Genomic DNA, 19,565 nt, shown 5'->3' with positions numbered 1-19,565 from the left:
CTTTGCGGTGTTGTTTCCGTTACAGCGTTGCCGCGCTTTTTTTGTTCTTTTTTGTTCGAAGAGAACGGCTTTGCAGGCCGCCCAAGCGGCAGCAGATCCGGAGCTGTATTGTCGGCCTGCCTTCCTTTGCCGTTTTGCGCCGGTTCCGGCGGTAGGGCATCGTTGGCATAAGGCCGTCTGAAACCTAACGGGGTGGCTTTTCAGACGGCCTGCGCTTCAAGCCTTCGCGCCCGCCCGTTTGTTCAAAGCCCATTGGCCGGCGTTGAGCAGAAACAGAACCGCAAACGAAATCATCAGCATAAACAGCGTCACCGCCGATGCGCCCTGCACATCAAACTGCCCGAGCTTGCCGGTGATCACCAGCGGCAGAATTTCGGAAACCATCGGGATATTGCCCGCGATAAAAATCACCGAACCGTATTCGCCGGTGGCGCGGGCAAACATCATGCCGGTGCCGGTGAGCAGGGCGGGGGTGATTTCGGGCAGCAGCACGCGGCGGAACACGGTGAGACGGCCGGCACCCGGCGTGGCGGCGGCTTCTTCGTATCCGGCCGGCAATTCTTCGAGCACCGGCTGCACCGCGCGCACGATAAACGGCAGGCTCACCACCACCAGCGCAATCCAGATGCCGGCAGGGGTGAATGCGATGCTGATACCCCACGGCGCAAACAGACGGCCTATCCAACCCTGCGGCGCATAGAGCGTGGCCAGCGCGATGCCGGTTACGGCGGTGGGCAGCGCAAACGGCAGATCCACCAGCGCGTTGGCCAGATTTCTGCCCGGAAACTCATAACGCACCAACCCACGCCACCAGCGTGCCGAACACGATATTGGTGAGCATGGCATAAAACGACATCTTCAAACTCAGCCACACCGCCGCCAAAACATTAGGCTCGGAAATGGTCTGCCAAAACGCAGTCCAGCCGATTTCGCCCGCTTTCACCGCCATCATTGCAAACGGCAGCACAACCAAAAGCGACAGGCACAACACAGTTAAGCCGAGGCTGAGTTTGAAGCCGGGTAACACGCTGGGGGTTTTGAGCAGCAGCATAATCGGGCAGCGCGCAAGCGCAAATCATCAGGGATATGCCGCCACTTTACCGAGGCCGTCTGAAAAAGGGAAAGAATGGTTGGTTTTAATAAAAGATGATTTCGTTATAACGGTTTGCAGCCGTTGCAACCAGCGGGCGGCACCATGTTTTCAGACGGCCGCTTGGTTTATAATGGCGGCCTTTTCTGTTTTGGATACCGCCATGACAACGAACAACCTGCCGACCCGGTCCGAATTCAAACGCGGTGTGAAAGACTGCCTGCCGGTGATTATCGGCATGCTGCCGTTTGCATTGATTTTAGGCGTGCAGGGCGGGCAGAAAGGCATGAGCCCGCTGGAAATGTCGATGATGGCCGGGCTGAACTTTGCCGGCGGCTCCGAATTTGCCGCCGTGGGTTTGTGGGGCAGCCCGCTGCCGGCGCTGCTGATTATCACCGTAACCCTGATGATTAACAGCCGCCATATCCTGATGGGGGCGGCACTTGCGCCTTATTTGAAAGGGCTGCCTTTGAAAAAAGCCCTGCCCGCGCTGTTTTTTATGGCCGATGAAAGCTGGGCGATGAGCTTGGCCGACATCCACAGGCGCAAAAAGCTCGGTCTCGGCCTGCCGCTGTTGAGCCTGCCTTATTATATGGGTGTGAGCTTAACGCTTTACGCGGTGTGGGTGGTGTTCACCGGTTTGGGTGCGGCTGTCGGCCCGGGGTTGGGCGATGTGGAGGCTTGGGGATTCGGCATGGCTTTCCCCGCCGTGTTTCTGGTGCTGCTGCGCGGTTTGTGGAAAGGTTTTGCCGCCGCGCGCCCGTGGCTGGTGAGCTTGGTGGCGGCTGCGGCGGTATATCTCGCTGCCGATGGGGCGTGGTATGTGCCTGCCGGTGCGGCGGCGGGACTGCTGGCCGCTTATTTTGGGGGAGACAAAGCATGATTTCGTGGCTTCGTTCCTCACCATTACGGGTATGCTGGCAGTAACCTATTCCACGCGGCTGATCGGTTTTTCCGCCCTGCGCAACCGCACACCGGGCAGGCGGGCGGCGGCGGTGATGGAAGCCGCGCCGGGCTGCGTGCTGGTTGCCGTGATTGCCCCGCATTTCGTATCCGACAAACCGCATGAATTGGTTGCGCTCGCCATCACGCTGTTTGCTGCCGCCCGCTGGGGCATGCTGCCCACGGTGCTGGTTGCGGTGGTGTCATCGGGAGTGTTGGGCTATTTGATGAAATAAGGTTGGGAATAATGGAATAATATAGAAGCTGCCGATTATCAGGCCGTCTGAAAAGCCGCAAATCTTTTCAGACGGCCTGAAGTTTTGCAAAACATGCCTTCATGCCGTTTGAAATGCTCAAACGCCGTCATTCACGCGCAGGGGAATCTAGGTTGAAATATTCAATTGTTGATGAACCAACATTTGGGTGGAGGCCGTTTGGACTGGGGTAGCGCGGCGGGCTTGCGCAGCCAATGGCGGCAGACAAACTTTTTCTGATGCTTTTGATTTTTGCAGAGCCCCGGCCTTTTATAAACAAGCGTTTGTTTGATAAAACGTTTATGCTGTGTGCAGCAGGTCCCAGCCGAATTTGCCGATTAACACGCACAACAGCACCATAAACCCATAGCGCAGCAAGCGGCTGCCGCCGCGTATCGCCAGATGCGTGCCCGCCAGCCCGCCGCACAGGTTGGCGGCCGCCAGCGGCAGCGCCCATGCCCAAACAATGTGGCCGTTGGGGATAAAAAACGCGAGTGCGGCCAGATTAGTGGTGAAGTTAATCACTTTGGCCGAAGCGGTGGCGGTGAGAAAGTCGTAAGCGAAAAAACGCACAAACACAAAAGCCAGCAGGCTGCCGGTGCCCGGGCCGAACAGGCCGTCATAAAAACCGATCAGGGCGCCGAAAAACAACCCCCATGCGGTTTCTTTGCGGCTCAGTTGCGCGGTGCGGGCAACCTGCCCCAAATCTTTTTTAAAAAACGTGTAAACAAACATCGCCGCCATAATCACCAGCATTGCCGGTTTGATATGGTGGACAGGCAGATAGGCTACCAGCCGCGCGCCGCCGTAAGAAGCCAGAAACGCCAGCACGGCGGCGGGCAGCAGCATGTTCCACGGCACGCGGATTTTGCGCACAAATTGAACCGAGGAGGTGAAGGTGCCGCTGAATGAAGCAAATTTGTTGATGCCCATCACCGAGGTAACCGGCACGCTGTTGGGCAGGGCGTTAAAGAGGGCGGGAATCTGCAACAAACCGCCGCCGCCCACCGCAGCATCCATCAGCCCGGCCAGAAAGCCGATGGCAAGAAGTGCAATAAGGTGAAGATCCATGATGTTTTCAGTTTTTCAGTATTGCCGCTGTGGCGTGCTGCACCGCAGGAAAGCGGCGGTTTCTGGCGGCGCGGGCCGGCGGGAATATGGCAGAATGTTCAAAACAACGATGCGGTTGCGTTAAAGGCAGAAGGCCGTCTGAACATTTTCAGACGGCCTTGAGGGTTATTTGTTGCGGTTGGTCAGGGAAGGATGATGTTTGCCCGCCCGTTCGATAACCCGCTGCTGTAGAGCCGGCCCGCCGCTCGGGGTGCCGTCTTCGCAGAACGCGCGGAACAGCGGGCCGCGTATGGGGTCGGCACCGCTGAGAATCGAGCCTATGTTTTTCCAGCTGCCTTTACTCGGGGCAATCCAGCGTTGATTGACCGGATCGCCGTAGCCGAATACTTTATAAGCCGAGCGTTTGTTCTCGCCGCCGAAAGAAGAGGACGCGCAGTAAATGCCTTCGGCGGTGAGATTGTCGTGCCCCTGCTTCGACTGCACGTTTAAAACATAACGCACCGTGCCGTCCGGCGCGCGGCCGATGCTCTCGAGCAGGATTTTCGGCCGCTTGTCGAAAGCGTTGCCGGCATCAATATCAAACCAGCCGCCGTTTTTTGTGTCGGGAAAGGCAGGCAGGGCGACATCGGCTTCTTTAAATTCCCGCGCCGATTTTTCGGCTTCGCTTTCCTGGTAGCGGGTGTTTTCGAAGGTGTCTTTATCGCTGCGCGGGGCAGCGGAAACCTGCAGGGCGGTTGCGGCCAGCGCAAGCATCAGAATCGGGCGCATAAGGCTCTCCGTGAGTTGGAAACAGCGGTCATTGTAAGGCGGAGGGCAGGCGGGCGCAACGGCGCACGGCGGCGGGCATTTGTTACACAGCCCGGCATAGGTTTGCCGGTTGCAGAGGCTGCGGTAAAACGTAGGGAACCACATGGTCTGCCGTACTGTCTTTGCCCGGCTGCGTTGTGTTCCATATGGTTTTACGGTTTGCAAAGGCCGTCTGAAAGCGGCATGCAGGGCATCTCTGAGGCAGGGCGGGTTTTTCAGACGGCTGCGGCGGGCTCGGTATCGAACATTGCGGATACGCCAATGCAGGCGCGTTTTATGCTAAAATGGCGCGAAAATTTTTCTATAGAAACCGCTATCCCGTTATGACCGACGCCACCATCCGCAACGACCATCATTTCGCCAAAGAAACCCTCCCCGTCAGCCTTGAAGAAGAAATGCGCCGCAGCTATCTCGATTACGCCATGAGCGTGATTGTGGGGCGCGCGCTGCCCGATGTGCGCGACGGCCTGAAACCCGTGCACCGCCGCGTGCTGTATGCCATGCACGAATTGAAAAACAATTGGAACAGTGCATATAAAAAATCTGCCCGCATTGTCGGCGACGTTATCGGTAAATACCACCCGCACGGCGATTCGGCGGTGTACGACACCATCGTGCGCATGGCGCAGGATTTTTCGATGCGCTATGTGTTGGTAGACGGCCAGGGCAACTTCGGCTCTGTCGATGGCGATGGCGCGGCGGCCATGCGCTACACCGAAATCCGCATGGCAAAAATCGCCCACGAAATGCTGGCCGACATCGAAGAGGAAACCGTTAATTTCGGCCCCAACTACGATGGCAGCGAAAGCGAACCGCTGGTGCTGCCCACCCGTTTTCCCGCTTTGCTGGTAAACGGCTCCTCGGGTATCGCCGTGGGCATGGCCACCAATATTCCGCCGCACAACCTGCCCGACACCATCGATGCCTGCCTGAAATTGCTGGCCGACCCGCAAACCGGTATAGACGAATTAATCGATATCATCAAAGCCCCCGATTTCCCCACCGGCGCCACCATCTACGGCTTGGGCGGGGTGCGCGAGGGTTATAAAACCGGCCGCGGCCGCGTGGTGATGCGCGGTAAAACCCATATCGAGCCTATCGGCAAAAACGGCGAGCGTGAAGCCATTATCATCGATGAAATCCCCTATCAGGTAAACAAAGCCAAGCTGGTGGAAAAAATCGGCGAGCTGGTGCGCGACAAAGTGTTGGAAGGCATTTCCGATCTGCGCGATGAATCCGACAAATCGGGTATGCGCGTGGTGATCGAACTGAAGCGCAACGAAAATGCCGAAGTGGTTTTAAACCAACTGTATAAATTAACCCAACTGCAAGACAGTTTCGGCATCAATATGGTGGCTTTGGTAGACGGCCAGCCGCGCCTTCTTAATCTGAAACAGATTTTGAGCGAATTTCTGCGCCACCGCCGCGAAGTCGTTACCCGCCGCACCCTGTTCCGCCTGAAAAAGGCGCGCCACGAAGGCCATATCGCCGAAGGCAAGGCGGTGGCCTTGTCGAATATTGATGAGATGATTCAGCTTATCAAAGAATCCGCCGATGCCCCCGAAGCCAAAGAAAAACTGCTCTCGCGCCCGTGGCAGTCGGGTTTGGTGGGCGAAATGCTGGCGCGCACCGATTTGGATATGCAGATGGCGCGCCCCGAAGGCCTGCCAGCAGGTTTGGGTTTGCAGGCGGGCGGCTATTTTCTCAGCGACATTCAGGCCGATGCTATTTTGCGCATGAGCCTGCGCAACCTCACCGGCCTCGATCAAGACACCATCGTGGCCGACTACAAAACCATCATGGGGCAGATTATTGATTTTCTGGATATTTTGGCCAAGCCCGAGCGCATCACCGCCATCATTGGTGAAGAACTGCAAGAAATCAAAACCAATTTCGGCGATGGGCGCCGCAGTGAAATCAACCCGTTTGGCGGCGATATTGCCGATGAAGATTTGATTCCGCCGCGAGAAATGGTGGTAACGCTCACCCACGGCGGCTACATCAAAACCCAGCCCACCACCGATTATCAGGCGCAGCGGCGCGGCGGGCGCGGCAAACAGGCTGCCGCCACCAAAGACGAAGACTTTATCGAAACCCTGTTTGTCGCCAACACCCACGATTATCTGATGTGCTTTACCAACTTCGGCAAGTGTCACTGGATTAAGGTGTACAAACTGCCCGAAGGCGGGCGTAACAGCCGAGGCCGCCCGATTAACAACGTGATTCAGCTTGACGAAGGCGAAAAGGTCAGCGCTATTATGGCCGTGCGCGAGTTCCCCGAAGACGAATACGTTTTCTTCGCCACCGCGCAGGGTATGGTGAAAAAAGTGCAGCTTTCCGCGTTTAAAAACGTGCGCACGCAAGGCATCAAGGCCATTGCCCTCAAAGACGGCGATTCGCTGGTGGGGGTGGCGAAAACCTCCGGCACCAGCGATATTATGCTGTTTTCCAATCTCGGCAAAGCCATCCGCTTTAACGAATATTACGAACGCAGCGGCGAAGCCGATGATTTGGAAAACGAAGATTCAGACGGCCTTGATATGGAAGCCGAAACCGAACACGATGAAACGGACGGTGCCGATGCGCCCGTATTGAAAGGCAACGGCGTACGCCCGTCCGGTCGGGGCAGCGGCGGTTTGCGCGGTATGCGCCTGCCTGAAGGCGGCCGCATCGTCAGCCTGCTGGTTTCCCCGCCCGACCATACCGAACAGCAGGTGCTCACCGCCACGCAAAACGGCTACGGCAAACGCACGCCGATTACAGACTACAGCCGCAAAGGCAAAGGCGGGCAGGGCATCATCGCCATCGACACCGGCGAGCGCAACGGCGAGTTGGTAGCCGCCACGCTGGTAAACGAAAGCGATGATTTGATGCTGATTACCAGCGGCGGCGTGTTAATCCGCACCAAAGTGGCGCAAATCCGCGAAACCGGCCGTGCTGCCCAAGGCGTGCGCCTGATCAATCTCGATGAGGGCGAAATGCTGGTGAGCCTCGAGCGGATTGCCGAGCCGGAAGAAGACGAAATGCTTGAAGAAGGCGGCGGAGAACACGGCGAAAGCGCCGAAGCCGAATCTGCCGGGGACATTGCCGGTGATGACAGGCGGGGATAACCGTTTAAACACCAGCCGTGATTGAGGCCGTCTGAACATAGGTTTTCAGACGGCCTTTCCGATGGTTGTGCCAACCCACTTTAAAATAACGGCAGCGTCAGTCCGCCTGCTTAAAGAAAGCAGTTTGGTAAGCCGCCCCAACAGCAACGGAACCGGTTGTGTATGGCACTGTCTGCCGGAGTTGCCTTAAACCCGCATTAAACCGAATCATCGTGAAACCCTTTCATTTCAGCTATGGCATTGTTGCACTTTAGCCTAAAGAGAAAGATACCATCGGCCGCCCAAGCGGCAACAGAGCCGGCTTTATACTGTCTGCCATTGTCTGCGGCTTGTTGCCTTATATCAAAAATAAAGCCGATTCATGGTAGCAGGGTTTCGCGGGCTTGGCTCTCAGGGTGCAGGTTGGCGGTGATGCGGTTGCGCAGCCAGCGGGCGGCGGGGGCGATCTCGCCGGAGAGCATACCGGTTTCGCCGGTTTCGGAATCTTTCAATACATCGGCGGCGGCACCATGCAGCCACACGCCGCCGCAAATGGCTTGTTCGGGGCTGATGCCTTGCGCCAGCAGGCTGCCGATGATGCCGCTCAACACATCGCCGCTGCCTGCCGCCGCCAGGCCGGGGTTACCGCTGCGGTTGGTGTGGAGCAAGCTGCCGTTTGGGGCGCATATCGATGTGTGGCGGCCTTTGAGCACGGTGTAAGCGTTAAACCGGCGGCTGATGCACTCGGCTGCTTGTCCGCGGTCTGCCTGCACATCAGCGGTAGATATGCCCAGCAGGCGGGCGGCTTCTGCGGGGTGGGGCGTGAGAATAACATTGCTGCGCCTGCCTGCCTGTGCCGCTGCTTCCGGGTGGCGCGCCAGCAGGGTAAGGGCATCGGCATCCAGCAGCAGCGGTTCGTTTCCACAACGCTGCAATTGAGTGCGCAGCAAGGATGCGGCTTCGCTACACAACCCCAAGCCGCAGCCGAACACCCAGGCACTGATGTCGCCGCGCTGCTGTAACACAGGCGCGGTGGCGAGCATAATTTCGGGGCGTTCGGGAACAACAGGCAGGGGCAGGGTGTTTTGGTTGAAGCCCGCCCACACTTTGCCGCAGCCGCTGTAGATGGCGGCTGTGGCGGCCAAAATCACGGCACCGCTCATGCCCGCCGCGCCGCCGACAACCGCCAGCGTGCCGTGTGTGCCTTTGTGGCTATCGGCCGCGCGCGGCGTGAAAAGCTGCGGAAACTGCAAAGCGGCCTCCAACTGGGCGGCAAAACGTTTACTTTGGTAAGGGCTTGAAAACATCATGATTCCTGCGTGCAAATCCATTACAATCACAAAAAATTTCAGACGGCCGGCTCTTTGCCGGCAGGCCGTCTGAAAACGGCACAAACCATCATATAAGAACGAAAGCAGATTATGAAGCAAAAACTGAAAGTTTGGGATTTGCCCACGCGGATTTTCCATTGGACGCTGGCGGCCGCCACCGCCTTTATGTGGTACAGCGCCGAAACGGGCGGCAACCTTTTGATATGGCATTTGCGGGTGGGGCTGTTGATATTGGTGCTGGTTGTGTTCCGCATCTGCTGGGGGCTGTGGGGCAGCGACACAGCACGCTTTGCCAACTTTGTGCGCGGGCCGGGGCAGATTGCACGCTACCTCAAAGGTGAAATCAGCGAAAACGAACAACCCGGCCACAACCCGTTGGGCGCGCTGATGGTGTTGGCCCTGCTGGCGGCGGTGCTGTTTCAGGTGGCAACGGGTTTGTTTGCCAACGATGAAAACACATTCACCAACAGCGGCTATCTCAACGGCTGGGCAGGCGACGGCTTGGGCAGCACGCTGCGCACCGTGCACGTTACCTTTTTCAATGCGTTATTGGGCTTAATCTGCATACACGTTGCCACCATTTTTATTTATAAATTTCTAAAAAAGCATGATCTGATCAAACCCATGATCACCGGCTATAAATTTATCGAAGGCAAGCTGCCTGCATTAGCATTTGCCGGCAGCGGCAAACTGGCAGCGGCTTTGGCTGTTGCGGCTGCCGTTGCGGCGGCGGTGTGGTTTGCCGGCACAGCCGGTTAGAGCCGGAGTGTAGAGGTATTGGAAAGAATGTAAAAATGCCCCTTTTCATGGGGCGCAATATAAGGCCGTCTGAAAGTTTTTGAAATTAAGTGCTTTCAGACGGCCTTGGTGCTTCCAATCAAGCGTTCCGATTTCAGACGGCTTTGATGCTTTCAGCCGGTGCTCCTTGTTTCAGACAGCCTTGCACTCGGGCAGGCATCTGTTTTTTCAGACGGCTTGCCGCTTTCATTCTGTCTGTGTTTGACGCTGTTCGGGCAGCTTTCCCGTTTTCAGACGGCCTTTGCACTGCTTGGGCGGCATCAGCCTGGTAGCGTGTGCGTAGGGAAGCGCTATGGCGTGTCCGTTTGACTGCCGCTGCGGCATTGCGGTGCCTCCGTCCCAAAAGAAAGGCTTGACCGCCGCCCGTGAGGCAACTGATGCGGCCCGGTGCGCCATGCCGCCTGCCGCCGAAAACAAATGTCTTCACCATACCAATATATCCGCAATCAGGAGATGAAAAATGAACAAAAAAAGCGCGTTGCTATTGGCTTTGGCGGCGGGCTTGTCCGCCCAAGCCGCGCCGGTTTTCAATGCCTTTGAGCTGGGCGTGCAAAGCGGCCGAACCGCGCAATACGATGCGGTGGGCGAAAACAATATCCGCACTTCAATCCAAAACGAAAAAGGCACGCTGGCGATGTATTCGGTGAAGCAGAAAGCCGATCCGGATATGGCGTATATGTTTGAAATTTATGCCGATGAAGCGGCGTATCAGACACACGCCCAATCGCCGCAATACCGCGCCTTTCTCGCTGTCTCCCCGAAAATCCTCACCGACCACAAACAGCGCATTGCCTTAACCCCCGTTTTTCTGGGCGACAAGAAAATCAGGCCGTCTGAAACAAGCCGCATCAATCTGGAGAGGGTGGAAGTGAAACCGCAACACAGCCGGGCATTCGCCCGCGCCGTTACCGCTGAAATGGTGCAATCGTTGAAAGCGGAAAAGGGCGTGCTGGCGATGTATGCCGCAACGGAGCAGGATAATCCCAACAAATGGCTGTTTTTTGAAATCTACGCCGATGATGCCGCCTACGAAACGCACCGTGAAACGCCCCATTTTCAACATTATCTGAAGCAGACCGCAGCCATGATTGCCGACAGGCAGACCATCGACATCACCCCCGCCTATCTGGGCAATCAGGGCGGGCTGCTTTTTCATGCACCCGAGCCGTAACCGTGGCGGGCGGGAGCCGATATTCCGCCGCATGGTTTGCCGCCCGTATGACGCGTCCGTGTCTGCACAAACCGAAAACACTGCACGGGCGGAGCGGCAACAGCGCACGCCAAACGGCGCATCAGCAGGCGCCGGGGCGGAGTGCCGCATTATCCCGTGCAGAACACCCGTCAAACCGAAGGGCTTTCGGCTTAAATGATTGATAAGAAGGAGCATTAATATGCAGAAATTACCGAAAACCGCACTGGGCACCTGGTCGTGGGGCACAGGTTTTGCCGGCGGCGATGCCGTGTTCGGCAACAACTTAACCGAAGCGCAGATAAAAGAAGTGTTCGACACCGCCATGCTGGAAGGGCTGAACCTGTGGGACACCGCCGCCGTGTACGGCATGGGCAGCTCTGAAACCGAGCTGGGCAAACTGGTGCGCAAATATCCGCAAGGCAGCGTGCTGTTATCGACCAAATTCACCCCGCAAACCGCCGATGAATCCGCTTCCGACCCCGTGGCTGCCATGCTCGAAGGCAGCCTGCAACGCCTGGGCGCAGATGCTGTCGATATTTACTGGATTCACAACGCCCATGACGTAGAACGTTGGACGCCGATGCTGGTTCCGCTGCTGCAAAGCGGCAAAGTGAAAGCCGTGGGCGTTTCCAACCACAATCTTGCGCAAATCAAGCGGGCGAATGAAATTTTGGGCGGCGCGGGCTTCAAGGTCGAAGCCGTGCAGAACCACTACAGCCTGCTTTACCGCGAATCCGAAAAGGCGGGCATTCTCGATTACTGCAAAGCAAACGGCATCACCTTTTTTGCCTATATGGTGTTGGAGCAGGGCGCGTTAAGCGGAAAATACAATCCGCAAAACCCCTTGCCGCAAGGCAGCCAACGCGCCGAAACCTACAACAAAATGCTGCCGCAGCTGCAAAAACTCACCGATGCGATGGCCGAAATCGGCGCGGCGCAAAATGCGGGCGCAGCACAGGTGGCCGTGGCTTGGGCGGTTGCCAAAGGCACGCTGCCCATTATCGGCGCCACCAAAACCCGCCACGTAACCGATGCCGCCAAAGCCGCGCGATTGGTGCTTTCGGCCGATGACATTGCCCGGCTGGAAAAGCTGGCAGACGAAACCGGCGCGGACACACGCGGCGAGTGGGAAAACCCGATGGCCTGAGCCGTGCAGCGGTTGGGAAGAGCAGGTTTGGCACCTTTGGTTTCCGTTAGCACATTGCGGCTTGGTTTGCCGTTATCCGGAGCGGTCGGAAATCATAAACTGCATCAAGGCAGCGGAGTGCATAACCGATGCAGACCATTCGACATCTAATTGATATCAACCACCCCATTTGTCAGGAAAAACAATGAAACTACAAAACAAAGTCGCCTTAATACCGGCGGAGGCTCCGGCATAGGCCGGCATCGCCGGCTATTTTGCACAAAACGGTGCGCATGTGGTGATTGTCGGCCGCAGCGAACACACCTTGCAGGAAAGCGCAGGCCGCCACGCCAATATCGGCTACATTGTCGGCGATGTGTCAAACTCGGCAGACATAGCCCGCATTCTTGCCGATATTCAAGCGAAGTTCGGCAGGCTGGATATTGTGGTGAACAATGCCGGCATCGCACCTGTTACCCCATTGAAAATATCCGTCTCGAAGATTTCGACCGCACATTCGACTTAAACGTCCGCGCCGTGATAGACGTAACATCGCAAGCGCTTCCGCTGCTTAAAGCAAGCCGTGGCAATGTGGTGAACATCACATCTGGCCTGGTCGATAACCCGATGCCGGCAAACTCTGTCTATACCGCCAGCAAAGCAGCGGTTTTAAGCCCGACCCGCACTTGGGCGAAAGAACCCGCCCCGTTGGGGATACGCGTAAACAGCGTTGCCGCAGGCGCAACCAAAACCCCGCTTTACGACAAATTGGGCTTAAGTGCGCAAGAGGCCAAAGATTATGAGGCAGCCGTTGAGCAGACTGTGCCCCCGGGGCGTTTTGCCGAGCCTGATGAAATTGCACCGGTTGTGGGGTTTGTTGCCTCGGAAGAGGCCGCTTACGTTACCGGCTCGCATTATGGCGTAGACGGGGGATTCGGCATTTAATCTGCCCGAGCATCGGCGGCAAAAAGCCCGCCGCAACGCGGTTGAGCCGTCTGAAAAGGTTTGAACATTTTCAGACGGCTTCGGGCAAAGGCGTAAAGGCCGTCTGAAAAAAACAATGAGGGCATTTCAAAAAACAGCCGATGGAGCCTTTTGACCGCACCGGCAACCCTGCATCCAAACCAATCCGCCAAAGAAAACAGGCGGCAGCCACGGCGGCAAGACGGCGGGAAACCGTTGGCGGCAACTGCCCGCCCATGCCGCCGAAGAAAACAGGCCGCGCCTTAACAGCCGAGCCGCAGTTTTCAGACGGCATCGGGCAAAATATGCAAAGGCCGTCTGAAAGTGTTTTCAGACGGCCTGTTGTTTTGCCGGCAGGCAGCAGGGTTTACAGCCGCACTTTTTCTATGCCGCCGTTAATGGCTTTGGCGACAAATTCATTCTGCCAGTTATCGCCGAGAATATGCTTGGCCATTTCCACCACGATATAGTCGGCCGGCAGTTGGTTGTCGTCGCGGTAACGGCTCAGCCCCTGCAGGCAGGCGGGGCAGGAGGTAAGCATTTTCACCGGCTCTCCCTGCGGCAGTTGCGCCAGGTTTTTTTCGATTTCTTCCTGCTTGCGGAATTTTACCTGGGTGGCGATGTCGGGGCGTTTCACGGCAAACATGCCGCTCTCGCCGCAGCAGCGGTCGCTCAAAACTACTTTTTTGCCCATCAGCCCGCTTGCTGTTTGGGCGGCGTTCATGGTTTTGATCGGGCTGTGGCAGGGATCGTGGTAGAGATACTGCCGGCCGGATATACCTTTGAGTTTGATGCCTTTTTCGAGCAGAAATTCATGGATATCGATAATGCGGCAGCCGGGGAAGATGTCTTCGAAGCGGTATTGCTCGAGCTGGTCGTAGCAGGTGCCGCAGCTGACGATTACGGTTTTGATGTCGAGATAGTTCAAGGTGTTGGCCAAACGGTGGAACAATACGCGGTTTTCGGTGGTCATCTGTTGGGCTTTGGCTTGATCGCCGCCTGCATCTTGCGGATAGCCGCAGCAGAGATAGCCGGGCGGCAGCACGGTTTGCACGCCGGCGTGCCACAGCATCGCTTGGGCAGCCAGCCCCACTTGGCTGAACAGCCGCTCGGAGCCGCAGCCGGGAAAGTAGAACACGGCTTCGGCATCTTCGCCGGTTTGCGGGTTGCGGATAATCGGCACGGTTTTGGCATCTTCGATGCCCAGCAGCGCGCGGGCGGTTTTAATTGGCACGTTGCGCGGCAGCGGGCGGTTGATAAAGTGCACAATCTGCTCTTTTAGCGGGGTTTTGCCGGTGGTGGCTTTGGGGGCGGTTTTCTGCTTGTCCGCGCCCACGGGGAACTGCTGCGCCAATTCGTAAGCGAAGTTTTGCAGTTTGAAACCGCCTTTGGCCACGGCTTGCCGCAGCAGCTTGATGGCACGCGGGTCTTTGGCGTTCAGCAGCGCCATGCCGGCGGCGGCGGCGGGGCTGAACTTGGCCTTGCCCGACTGCTGCAAAAAGTGGCGGATGTCCACCGTAACGTCGCCGAAATCAATTTTGACGGGGCAGGGCTTCACGCAACGGTGGCACACGGTGCAGTGATCGCCGATGTTGCCCAGCTCGTCAAAGTGTTGCAGCGACACGCCGCGCCGCGTTTGTTCTTCATACAAAAACGCTTCCGCCAGCAGCCCCACGCCGAGGATTTTGTTGCGCGGGCTATACAGCAAATTGGCGCGGGGGACGTGGGTGGAACACACGGGCTTGCATTTGCCGCAGCGCAGGCAGTCTTTAACGGCGTGGGTGATGCCGCCCAGCGCCGACTGCTCCATAATCAGCGATTCAAAGCCCAGCAGTTCAAAAGACGGCGTGTAGGCGCGGCGCAAATCCGAGCCTTTCATCAGCTTGTGGCGGTTGAAGCGGCCTTGCGGGTCCACTTTGGCTTTGTAGTCCCAAAACGGCTGCATTTCCGCATCGGTGAGAAACTCCAATTTGGTGATGCCGATGCCGTGTTCGCCCGAAATCACGCCGTCCAAGCCGCGCGCCAAGTCCATGATGCGCGCCACGGCGCGGTGGGCGGTGTGCAGCATTTCGTAATCATCGGAATTAACGGGGATATTGGTGTGGACATTGCCGTCGCCCGCGTGCATGTGCAGCGCCACAAACACGCGCCCGCGCACGGTGTCGGCGTGGATTTTGCCCAGCCCCGCCATGATTTTTTCATCGGCGCGGCCGCTGAAAATCTCCGCCAAGGGCTTCATCACGTCTTCTTTTACGGACACGCGCAGGCGGAAATCGCGAAAGGCGATGAAACAGCTTTCGGCGGCGTTGGCGGCGGGGTCGGCAAAGGCGTGTGCGCCGTAACGGTTTTGATAATCCGCCAAGGGCAAGTCCATGTTGTCGAGCAGCCATTGCCAGCGTTCGCGCACGGCTTTCACGTGTGCCAAGGCGTGTTTGGCGCGGTCGCCGAGCAATTCGCTGGCGGGCAGCTCCGTGCCCATGCGTTCCACGGGCAGGCTGCCTGAAAGGTATTGCACCAATGCGTTGCACAGCGTGAGTTTGTTTTGAATGGACAATTCAATGTTGATGCGCTCGATGCCGTCTGAATATTCGCCCAAACGCTCCAAGGGAATCACCACGTCTTCGTTGATTTTAAAGGCGTTGGTGTGGCGGGCGATGGCGGCGGTGCGGCTGCGGTCGAGCCAGAAGGTTTTGCGCGCTTCGGGCGACACGGCCACAAAGCCTTCGCCGTCGCGCGCGCGCGCCAAGCCGATGATGTGTTCGGCGGCGGCGGCCACGGCGGCTTCGTCGTCCGACACCAAGTCGGCCAGCAACACCATTTTCGGGCGGCCTTTACCCGCTGCTTTGGCGGCGTAGCCGACCGCGCGCACATAACGCCAGTCGAGATGCTCCAAACCGGCCAGTTTGACGCTGCCGTGGCCGAGCAGGTAGTCGCGGATTTCCACGATGGAAGGCGTGGCGTTGGCAACGGTGCCGAAAAATTCCAAACAGACGGTGCGGATATGCCCGGGCATGGTGTGCAGCACGAAAGCGCAGCCGGTGATGATGCCGTCTGTGCCTTCTTTCTGCACGCCGGGCAGGCCGCTTAAGAATTTGTCGGTAACGTCTTTGCCCAGGCCGGTTTTGCGGAACCGGCAGCCGGGGATTTCCAAACGCTCGGTTTTGGCAATACTAAGGCCGTCTGAAGCGAGCGTGTGTATGTTGAACACGGCGGTGTCTTCATCGTGGATTTTGCCGAAGTTGTGGCGAACCCGCTCGATTTTCAGCCATTCGCCCTGCGGATTGACCATTTTCCACCAGGCAAGATTGTCCAGCGCGGTGCCCCACAATACCGCTTTTTTGCCGCCGGCGTTCATGGCCACGTTGCCGCCCACGCAGGAGGCATCGGCCGAGGTGGGGTCGACCGCAAACACGAGCCCGGCAGCGGCGGCGGCTTCTTCCACCCGCCGCGTAACCACGCCGGCGCCGCAGCAGATAACCGGATGGGTGCCCTCCAAACCGGGCAGTTCCACATATTGCACGCCGTTGTGCCGGTCGAGCTTTTCGGTGTTGATGACCGCGCTCATGGCATCGAGCGGCACTGCGCCGCCGGTGTAACCGGTGCCGCCGCCGCGCGGGATGATGGTTAGATCCAACTCAATCAGGGCGCGCACCAGCGGCGCGATTTCGCTTTCGCTGTCGGGGTTAACCACCACAAACGGGTATTCTACACGCCAGTCGGTGGCATCGGTAACGTGGCTCACGCGGGCGAGGCCGTCAAACATGATGTTGTGCCTGCGGGTGATTTTGCCCAAACGCGCCAGAATCTGCCTGCGTTTGCGGCGGGTGGCTTCAAAGCTTTCGTCAAACCGCCTAACCGCTGCCTCGGCCGAAAGCAGCAGTTCGGCCACTTGGCTGTTGTTGTCGCGCCGCTTGCGGATTTCGCCCAGGCGGTGGTGCATTTCCTGCACCAGTGCGGCCAGGCGGGCGGGGTGTTCGATTAAATCATCGATGAGATAAGGATTGCGCTCCACCGCCCAAATGTCGCCCAGCACTTCAAACAGCATACGCGCCGACCGCCCCGTTTTGCGCCGGCTGCGCAATGCCTGCAATACGTTCCAAGCATTTTCGCCCAACAGGCGGATAATGATTTCTCGGTCGGAATAAGATGTGTAGTTATAGGGGATTTCGCGGATGCGCGGTTGGGCGGCGGTCATGGTGTGCGGTTCCGATAGGGTTGTGTGGGCAGGTTTTTATTTTTCAGACGGCCTTCAATCCGGATTAAGCCGTCTGAAAGCATCACATCAGGAAAATCAATTTAATGTAGTTTATGCCTTTTTTCAATGGAAAAATATGGGCATACAATATGCAGGCCGTTCATGCAGGCAAAGGGTTTGCCGGCAAAGCTGCCGCTTTGGCCGGAAACAGGCGCAATTAACGCTTGGTATGCGCGCGCAAAGCAGATATAATGCCTACCTTACGGCGGGTCTCCCCGCATGGTAATTCGGAACAACGGGTCAGGGGCGGAAGCCAGCAGCCCACTCTGATGCGCCAGTGCCGGGGGTCGGGCTCGCCGCCCTGATTTGAAAAACACCGATGGCCGGCTCATCGGTGTTTTTGTTTCGCTGCTTGCAGGAATATGCTGTTTCCCGTTGTTCAGACGGCTGTTTTTCAGACGGCCTTCAAGCCTTTTTCCCTTTATCAAAAAAAACCTGCCGGAAAACCCGTATGTCGGTAAACCATTATGAAAATTTCCCTGTCGGCTCGATAGTGCTGCCGCGCCGTTTGCGCAAGCCCACCCACGCCGTTTACGCCTTTGCCCGCACCGCCGATGATATTGCCGATGAGGGCGCCGCAACTGATGCGGAACGCTTGCTGGCCTTGGCCGGTTTGCGCGGAGAGCTCGATAGAATAGCCCGGGGTGAAGTGCCGCAAACCAAACTGATGCAGCGTTTGCAGGCCGAAGCGCTGCAACCGTTCGGCCTGCCCCTGCAGCCGTTTTACGACCTGCTTTGCGCATTCGGGCAGGATGTGCAGCAAAAGCGTTACCAGCATTTCGGCGGGCTGGTAGATTATTGCCGCCGTTCGGCCAACCCGGTGGGGCGCATCATGCTGCATCTCTACGGCGAACACGATGCCTTGAGCCTTGCGCAGAGTGACGGCATCTGCACCGCGTTGCAATTGATTAATTTTTGGCAGGATGTGGCCGTGGATTGGCAGAAAGGGCGCGTGTATATCCCGCAGAGCGATTTGCAGAAATTCGGTGTGAGCGAGGCGCAGATTGCCGAGGGCAGGGCAGATTCTGCTTTTCAGCGGCTGATGGCCTATGAATGCGGGCGCGCCCATAAAATGCTCAAAGCCGGCTCGCCTCTGGCCCAAACGCTCAAAGGCCGCATGGGGTTGGAGTTGCGCATGATTGTTTTGGGCGCGCAGCAGATTCTGCACAAACTCGAAGCCGGCCGCTACGATGTGTTCAACCACCGCCCCGTGCTGGAGGCAAAAGATTGGTGGGTGGTGGTGAAGCGGGCGGTGTTGAAGAAATAATCGAAGGAGGCGCAAGGTGGTTGCCTTTACAATCCGTTCAAGCCGTCTGAAATGTTTAACCGCTGTTATTCCCGTTTAGGCCGTCTGAAACACTCAATCACCGCCATTACCGTTCAGGCCGTCTGAAATGTTCAACCGCTGTTATTTCGGTACGGGCGGTAATCCGGGCGGATTTTACCGGTTGTTGCCATCCGGTAGCTGCCGGCTGCGGCGGCAAACCCGCTATTGATGATGGGTGCGTTCATTTTCGGTGAAAAGCAGCAAGCCGCAAACATAGGGATAATGCGGAACCGGTTCTGTTGCTGCTTTGGCGGCTGACACAACCGCCATCTTGAGCCAAGGCGCAGCAATGGCAGCAATGCGGCAGCAGGGCCGGCGGGTTTGCGGCAACATTAGGGTTTCCGCTCCGGTACGGGCGGCGTTGGGATGTGGCACGCGATATAGTTTTGAATTGTGCGGAGGGAGTGCAGAGGACCGGCGAAGCTGATGACGATGGCTGAATATTTCAGACGGCCTGAATGAATGTAGTAAAGATCTCAGGCCGTCTGAAAGTATCTGCCCGCCGCCATGGGCTTGGCATGGTGTTTTGTGATTCTGCGGCAGGGGCATTATCTGCCCGGTGCGGTTTGGGTCAGCCAGCCTAGCTTTTTCAGCAGGAAAAGGTTTTCGGGGGCATAGCTGCTGCTGTAATGGCGGGCGAATTTTTCGCGGTAGGGAAATTTTTCGCGCGCTTCGCCGAAAGCGGTCATGGTGCGCTCGTATTGCTCGAGGCCGTCTGAAAGGGTTTGCTCTTCGGGATAGCGGTTTTCGGCGTAAACGGTGTTTTCGGGCAGGCGCGGTTTGAGCGGCATTTCGGTGTCGGGTGTGCCGATGCAGAGTCCGAAAACGGGAAAGGTGTGCGGGGGCAGCCCCAATAATGCAACCAGCTCGGCGGCGGTGCTGCGGATGCCGCCGGTGTAGCAGGTGGCGTAGCCCAGGCTTTCGGCGGCCGTTGCGGCGTTTTGGGCGGCCAGCGCGGTGTCGGTAACGGCGGTTATCAGGCTGTCGGGATCGCCGGCGGCACTGAACGTGCCGTGATAGGCGCGGCTGCACAAACCGGCACGGTGCAGGTCGGCCACAAAAACCAGATAGGTGCTGCATGTGCCGATTTGCGGGTTGGCCGGTTGCAGGGCGGTAATCTGCGCGCGCAATTCGGGCGCGGTGATGTTGATGATGGTGTAGTGTTGGCCGTTCATCCACGAAGGGGCCCGGCGGGCGCAGTCGATGATGGTTTGCAGGTGTTCGGGCGGCATGGTGAGGCCGGCTTTGAAACGGCGGCAGGTGCGGTGCCCGAGCAGGGTGTCAACGGTGGGATTCATGGCGGTTTCCTGTGTGGGGGGG

At 57.7% G+C, this 19,565-nt stretch carries 15 protein-coding genes, 1 other RNA gene and 2 pseudogenes; 10 read left to right on the top strand and 8 right to left on the bottom strand.

Features of this window, described 5'->3' with window-relative positions; translation table 11 throughout:
* Positions 1–216: 216 nt before the first annotated feature.
* A pseudogene (cysT, locus tag IR141_RS06350) lies at positions 217–1,051 on the bottom strand (sulfate ABC transporter permease subunit CysT).
* Positions 1,052–1,253: 202 nt separating this feature from the next.
* Between cysT and IR141_RS06345 the strand changes: the two are divergent.
* Positions 1,254–1,973, top strand: coding sequence for an AzlC family ABC transporter permease (locus IR141_RS06345; protein WP_135034851.1), 720 nt, complete (start codon positions 1,254–1,256; stop codon positions 1,971–1,973).
* 31 nt (positions 1,974–2,004) lie between these two features.
* Complete coding sequence (locus IR141_RS06340) at positions 2,005–2,268, top strand: AzlD family protein (protein ID WP_245231732.1); 264 nt, start codon at positions 2,005–2,007, stop codon at positions 2,266–2,268.
* Positions 2,269–2,586: 318 nt separating this feature from the next.
* Here the strand turns inward: IR141_RS06340 and IR141_RS06335 are convergent, their stop codons facing one another.
* Positions 2,587–3,357: a TSUP family transporter gene (locus IR141_RS06335; protein WP_135034848.1), complete on the bottom strand. Its 771-nt coding sequence runs from the start codon at positions 3,355–3,357 to the stop codon at positions 2,587–2,589.
* On the opposite strand from IR141_RS06335, the gene IR141_RS06330 reads away from it, so the two are divergent.
* Positions 3,346–3,519: a hypothetical protein gene (locus tag IR141_RS06330; protein WP_167743074.1), complete on the top strand. Its 174-nt coding sequence runs from the start codon at positions 3,346–3,348 to the stop codon at positions 3,517–3,519. The two genes, IR141_RS06335 and IR141_RS06330, sit on opposite strands and share 12 nt — an antisense overlap.
* A 3-nt stretch (positions 3,520–3,522) precedes the next feature.
* Here IR141_RS06330 and IR141_RS06325 read toward each other — a convergent pair whose 3' ends face one another.
* Positions 3,523–4,125 (bottom strand): CNP1-like family protein, encoded by a 603-nt coding sequence (locus IR141_RS06325; protein WP_135034846.1) that lies wholly within the window; start codon positions 4,123–4,125, stop codon positions 3,523–3,525.
* A 362-nt stretch (positions 4,126–4,487) separates the two neighbouring features.
* Between IR141_RS06325 and gyrA the strand changes: the two genes are divergently transcribed.
* The gene (gyrA, locus tag IR141_RS06320) at positions 4,488–7,274 is read left to right on the top strand and encodes a DNA gyrase subunit A (protein WP_135034844.1); all 2,787 of its coding nucleotides are present in this window, start codon (positions 4,488–4,490) and stop codon (positions 7,272–7,274) included.
* A gap of 359 nt (positions 7,275–7,633) precedes the next feature.
* Here the strand turns inward: gyrA and IR141_RS06315 are convergent, their stop codons facing one another.
* Positions 7,634–8,563 carry an NAD(P)H-hydrate dehydratase gene (locus tag IR141_RS06315; protein ID WP_135034842.1) on the bottom strand — a complete coding sequence of 310 codons (930 nt, stop codon included), beginning with the start codon at positions 8,561–8,563 and terminating at the stop codon, positions 7,634–7,636.
* Positions 8,564–8,674: 111 nt separating this feature from the next.
* Between IR141_RS06315 and IR141_RS06310 the strand changes: the two genes are divergently transcribed.
* Positions 8,675–9,343 carry a cytochrome b/b6 domain-containing protein gene (locus IR141_RS06310; RefSeq protein WP_135034840.1) on the top strand — a complete coding sequence of 223 codons (669 nt, stop codon included), beginning with the start codon at positions 8,675–8,677 and terminating at the stop codon, positions 9,341–9,343.
* Positions 9,344–9,476: 133 nt separating this feature from the next.
* On the opposite strand, the gene IR141_RS06305 is transcribed toward IR141_RS06310, so the two are convergent.
* A complete protein-coding gene (locus IR141_RS06305; RefSeq protein WP_135034838.1) occupies positions 9,477–9,725 on the bottom strand; it encodes a hypothetical protein in 249 nt (82 codons plus the stop codon).
* 117 nt (positions 9,726–9,842) lie between these two features.
* Here IR141_RS06305 and IR141_RS06300 point away from each other — a divergent pair, with 117 nt between their 5' ends.
* The 3 genes and pseudogenes from IR141_RS06300 (at position 9,843) to IR141_RS14180 (ending at position 12,645) form a co-directional block, all read left to right on the top strand.
* On the top strand, positions 9,843–10,553 hold the full coding sequence (locus IR141_RS06300; RefSeq protein WP_135034836.1) for a putative quinol monooxygenase: 711 nt from the start codon (positions 9,843–9,845) through the stop codon (positions 10,551–10,553).
* 220 nt (positions 10,554–10,773) lie between these two features.
* Complete coding sequence (locus IR141_RS06295; RefSeq protein WP_135034834.1) at positions 10,774–11,721, top strand: aldo/keto reductase; 948 nt, start codon at positions 10,774–10,776, stop codon at positions 11,719–11,721.
* Between the two features lie 241 nt (positions 11,722–11,962).
* Positions 11,963–12,645: pseudogene (locus IR141_RS14180) on the top strand (SDR family NAD(P)-dependent oxidoreductase).
* On the opposite strand, the gene IR141_RS13810 reads toward IR141_RS14180, so the two are convergent.
* Complete coding sequence (locus IR141_RS13810; protein ID WP_255518801.1) at positions 12,642–12,770, bottom strand: hypothetical protein; 129 nt, start codon at positions 12,768–12,770, stop codon at positions 12,642–12,644. The pseudogene IR141_RS14180 and the gene IR141_RS13810 overlap by 4 nt on opposite strands.
* Before the next feature lie 260 nt (positions 12,771–13,030).
* Positions 13,031–16,858 carry a DUF3683 domain-containing protein gene (locus tag IR141_RS06285; RefSeq protein WP_135034832.1) on the bottom strand — a complete coding sequence of 1,276 codons (3,828 nt, stop codon included), beginning with the start codon at positions 16,856–16,858 and terminating at the stop codon, positions 13,031–13,033.
* A gap of 264 nt (positions 16,859–17,122) precedes the next feature.
* On the opposite strand from IR141_RS06285, the gene ffs reads away from it, so the two are divergent.
* Positions 17,123–17,219, top strand: an RNA gene (ffs, locus tag IR141_RS06280) — signal recognition particle sRNA small type.
* A 150-nt stretch (positions 17,220–17,369) separates the two neighbouring features.
* Entirely contained in the window at positions 17,370–18,185 is an 816-nt protein-coding gene (hpnC, locus tag IR141_RS06275) for a squalene synthase HpnC (protein ID WP_135034831.1), read from the top strand.
* A 608-nt stretch (positions 18,186–18,793) separates the two neighbouring features.
* Here hpnC and IR141_RS06270 read toward each other — a convergent pair.
* Positions 18,794–19,565 (bottom strand): nitroreductase family protein (locus tag IR141_RS06270; protein WP_228068180.1); only part of this gene is annotated, 772 nt, incomplete at its 5' end.

This window comes from Neisseria sp. 19428wB4_WF04 (genome assembly GCF_015235335.1).
GTDB lineage: Bacteria > Pseudomonadota > Gammaproteobacteria > Burkholderiales > Neisseriaceae > Neisseria > Neisseria musculi.
The sequence above is the reverse complement of the archived record's forward strand: the minus strand, read 5'-3'. Positions and strand labels throughout refer to the sequence as shown.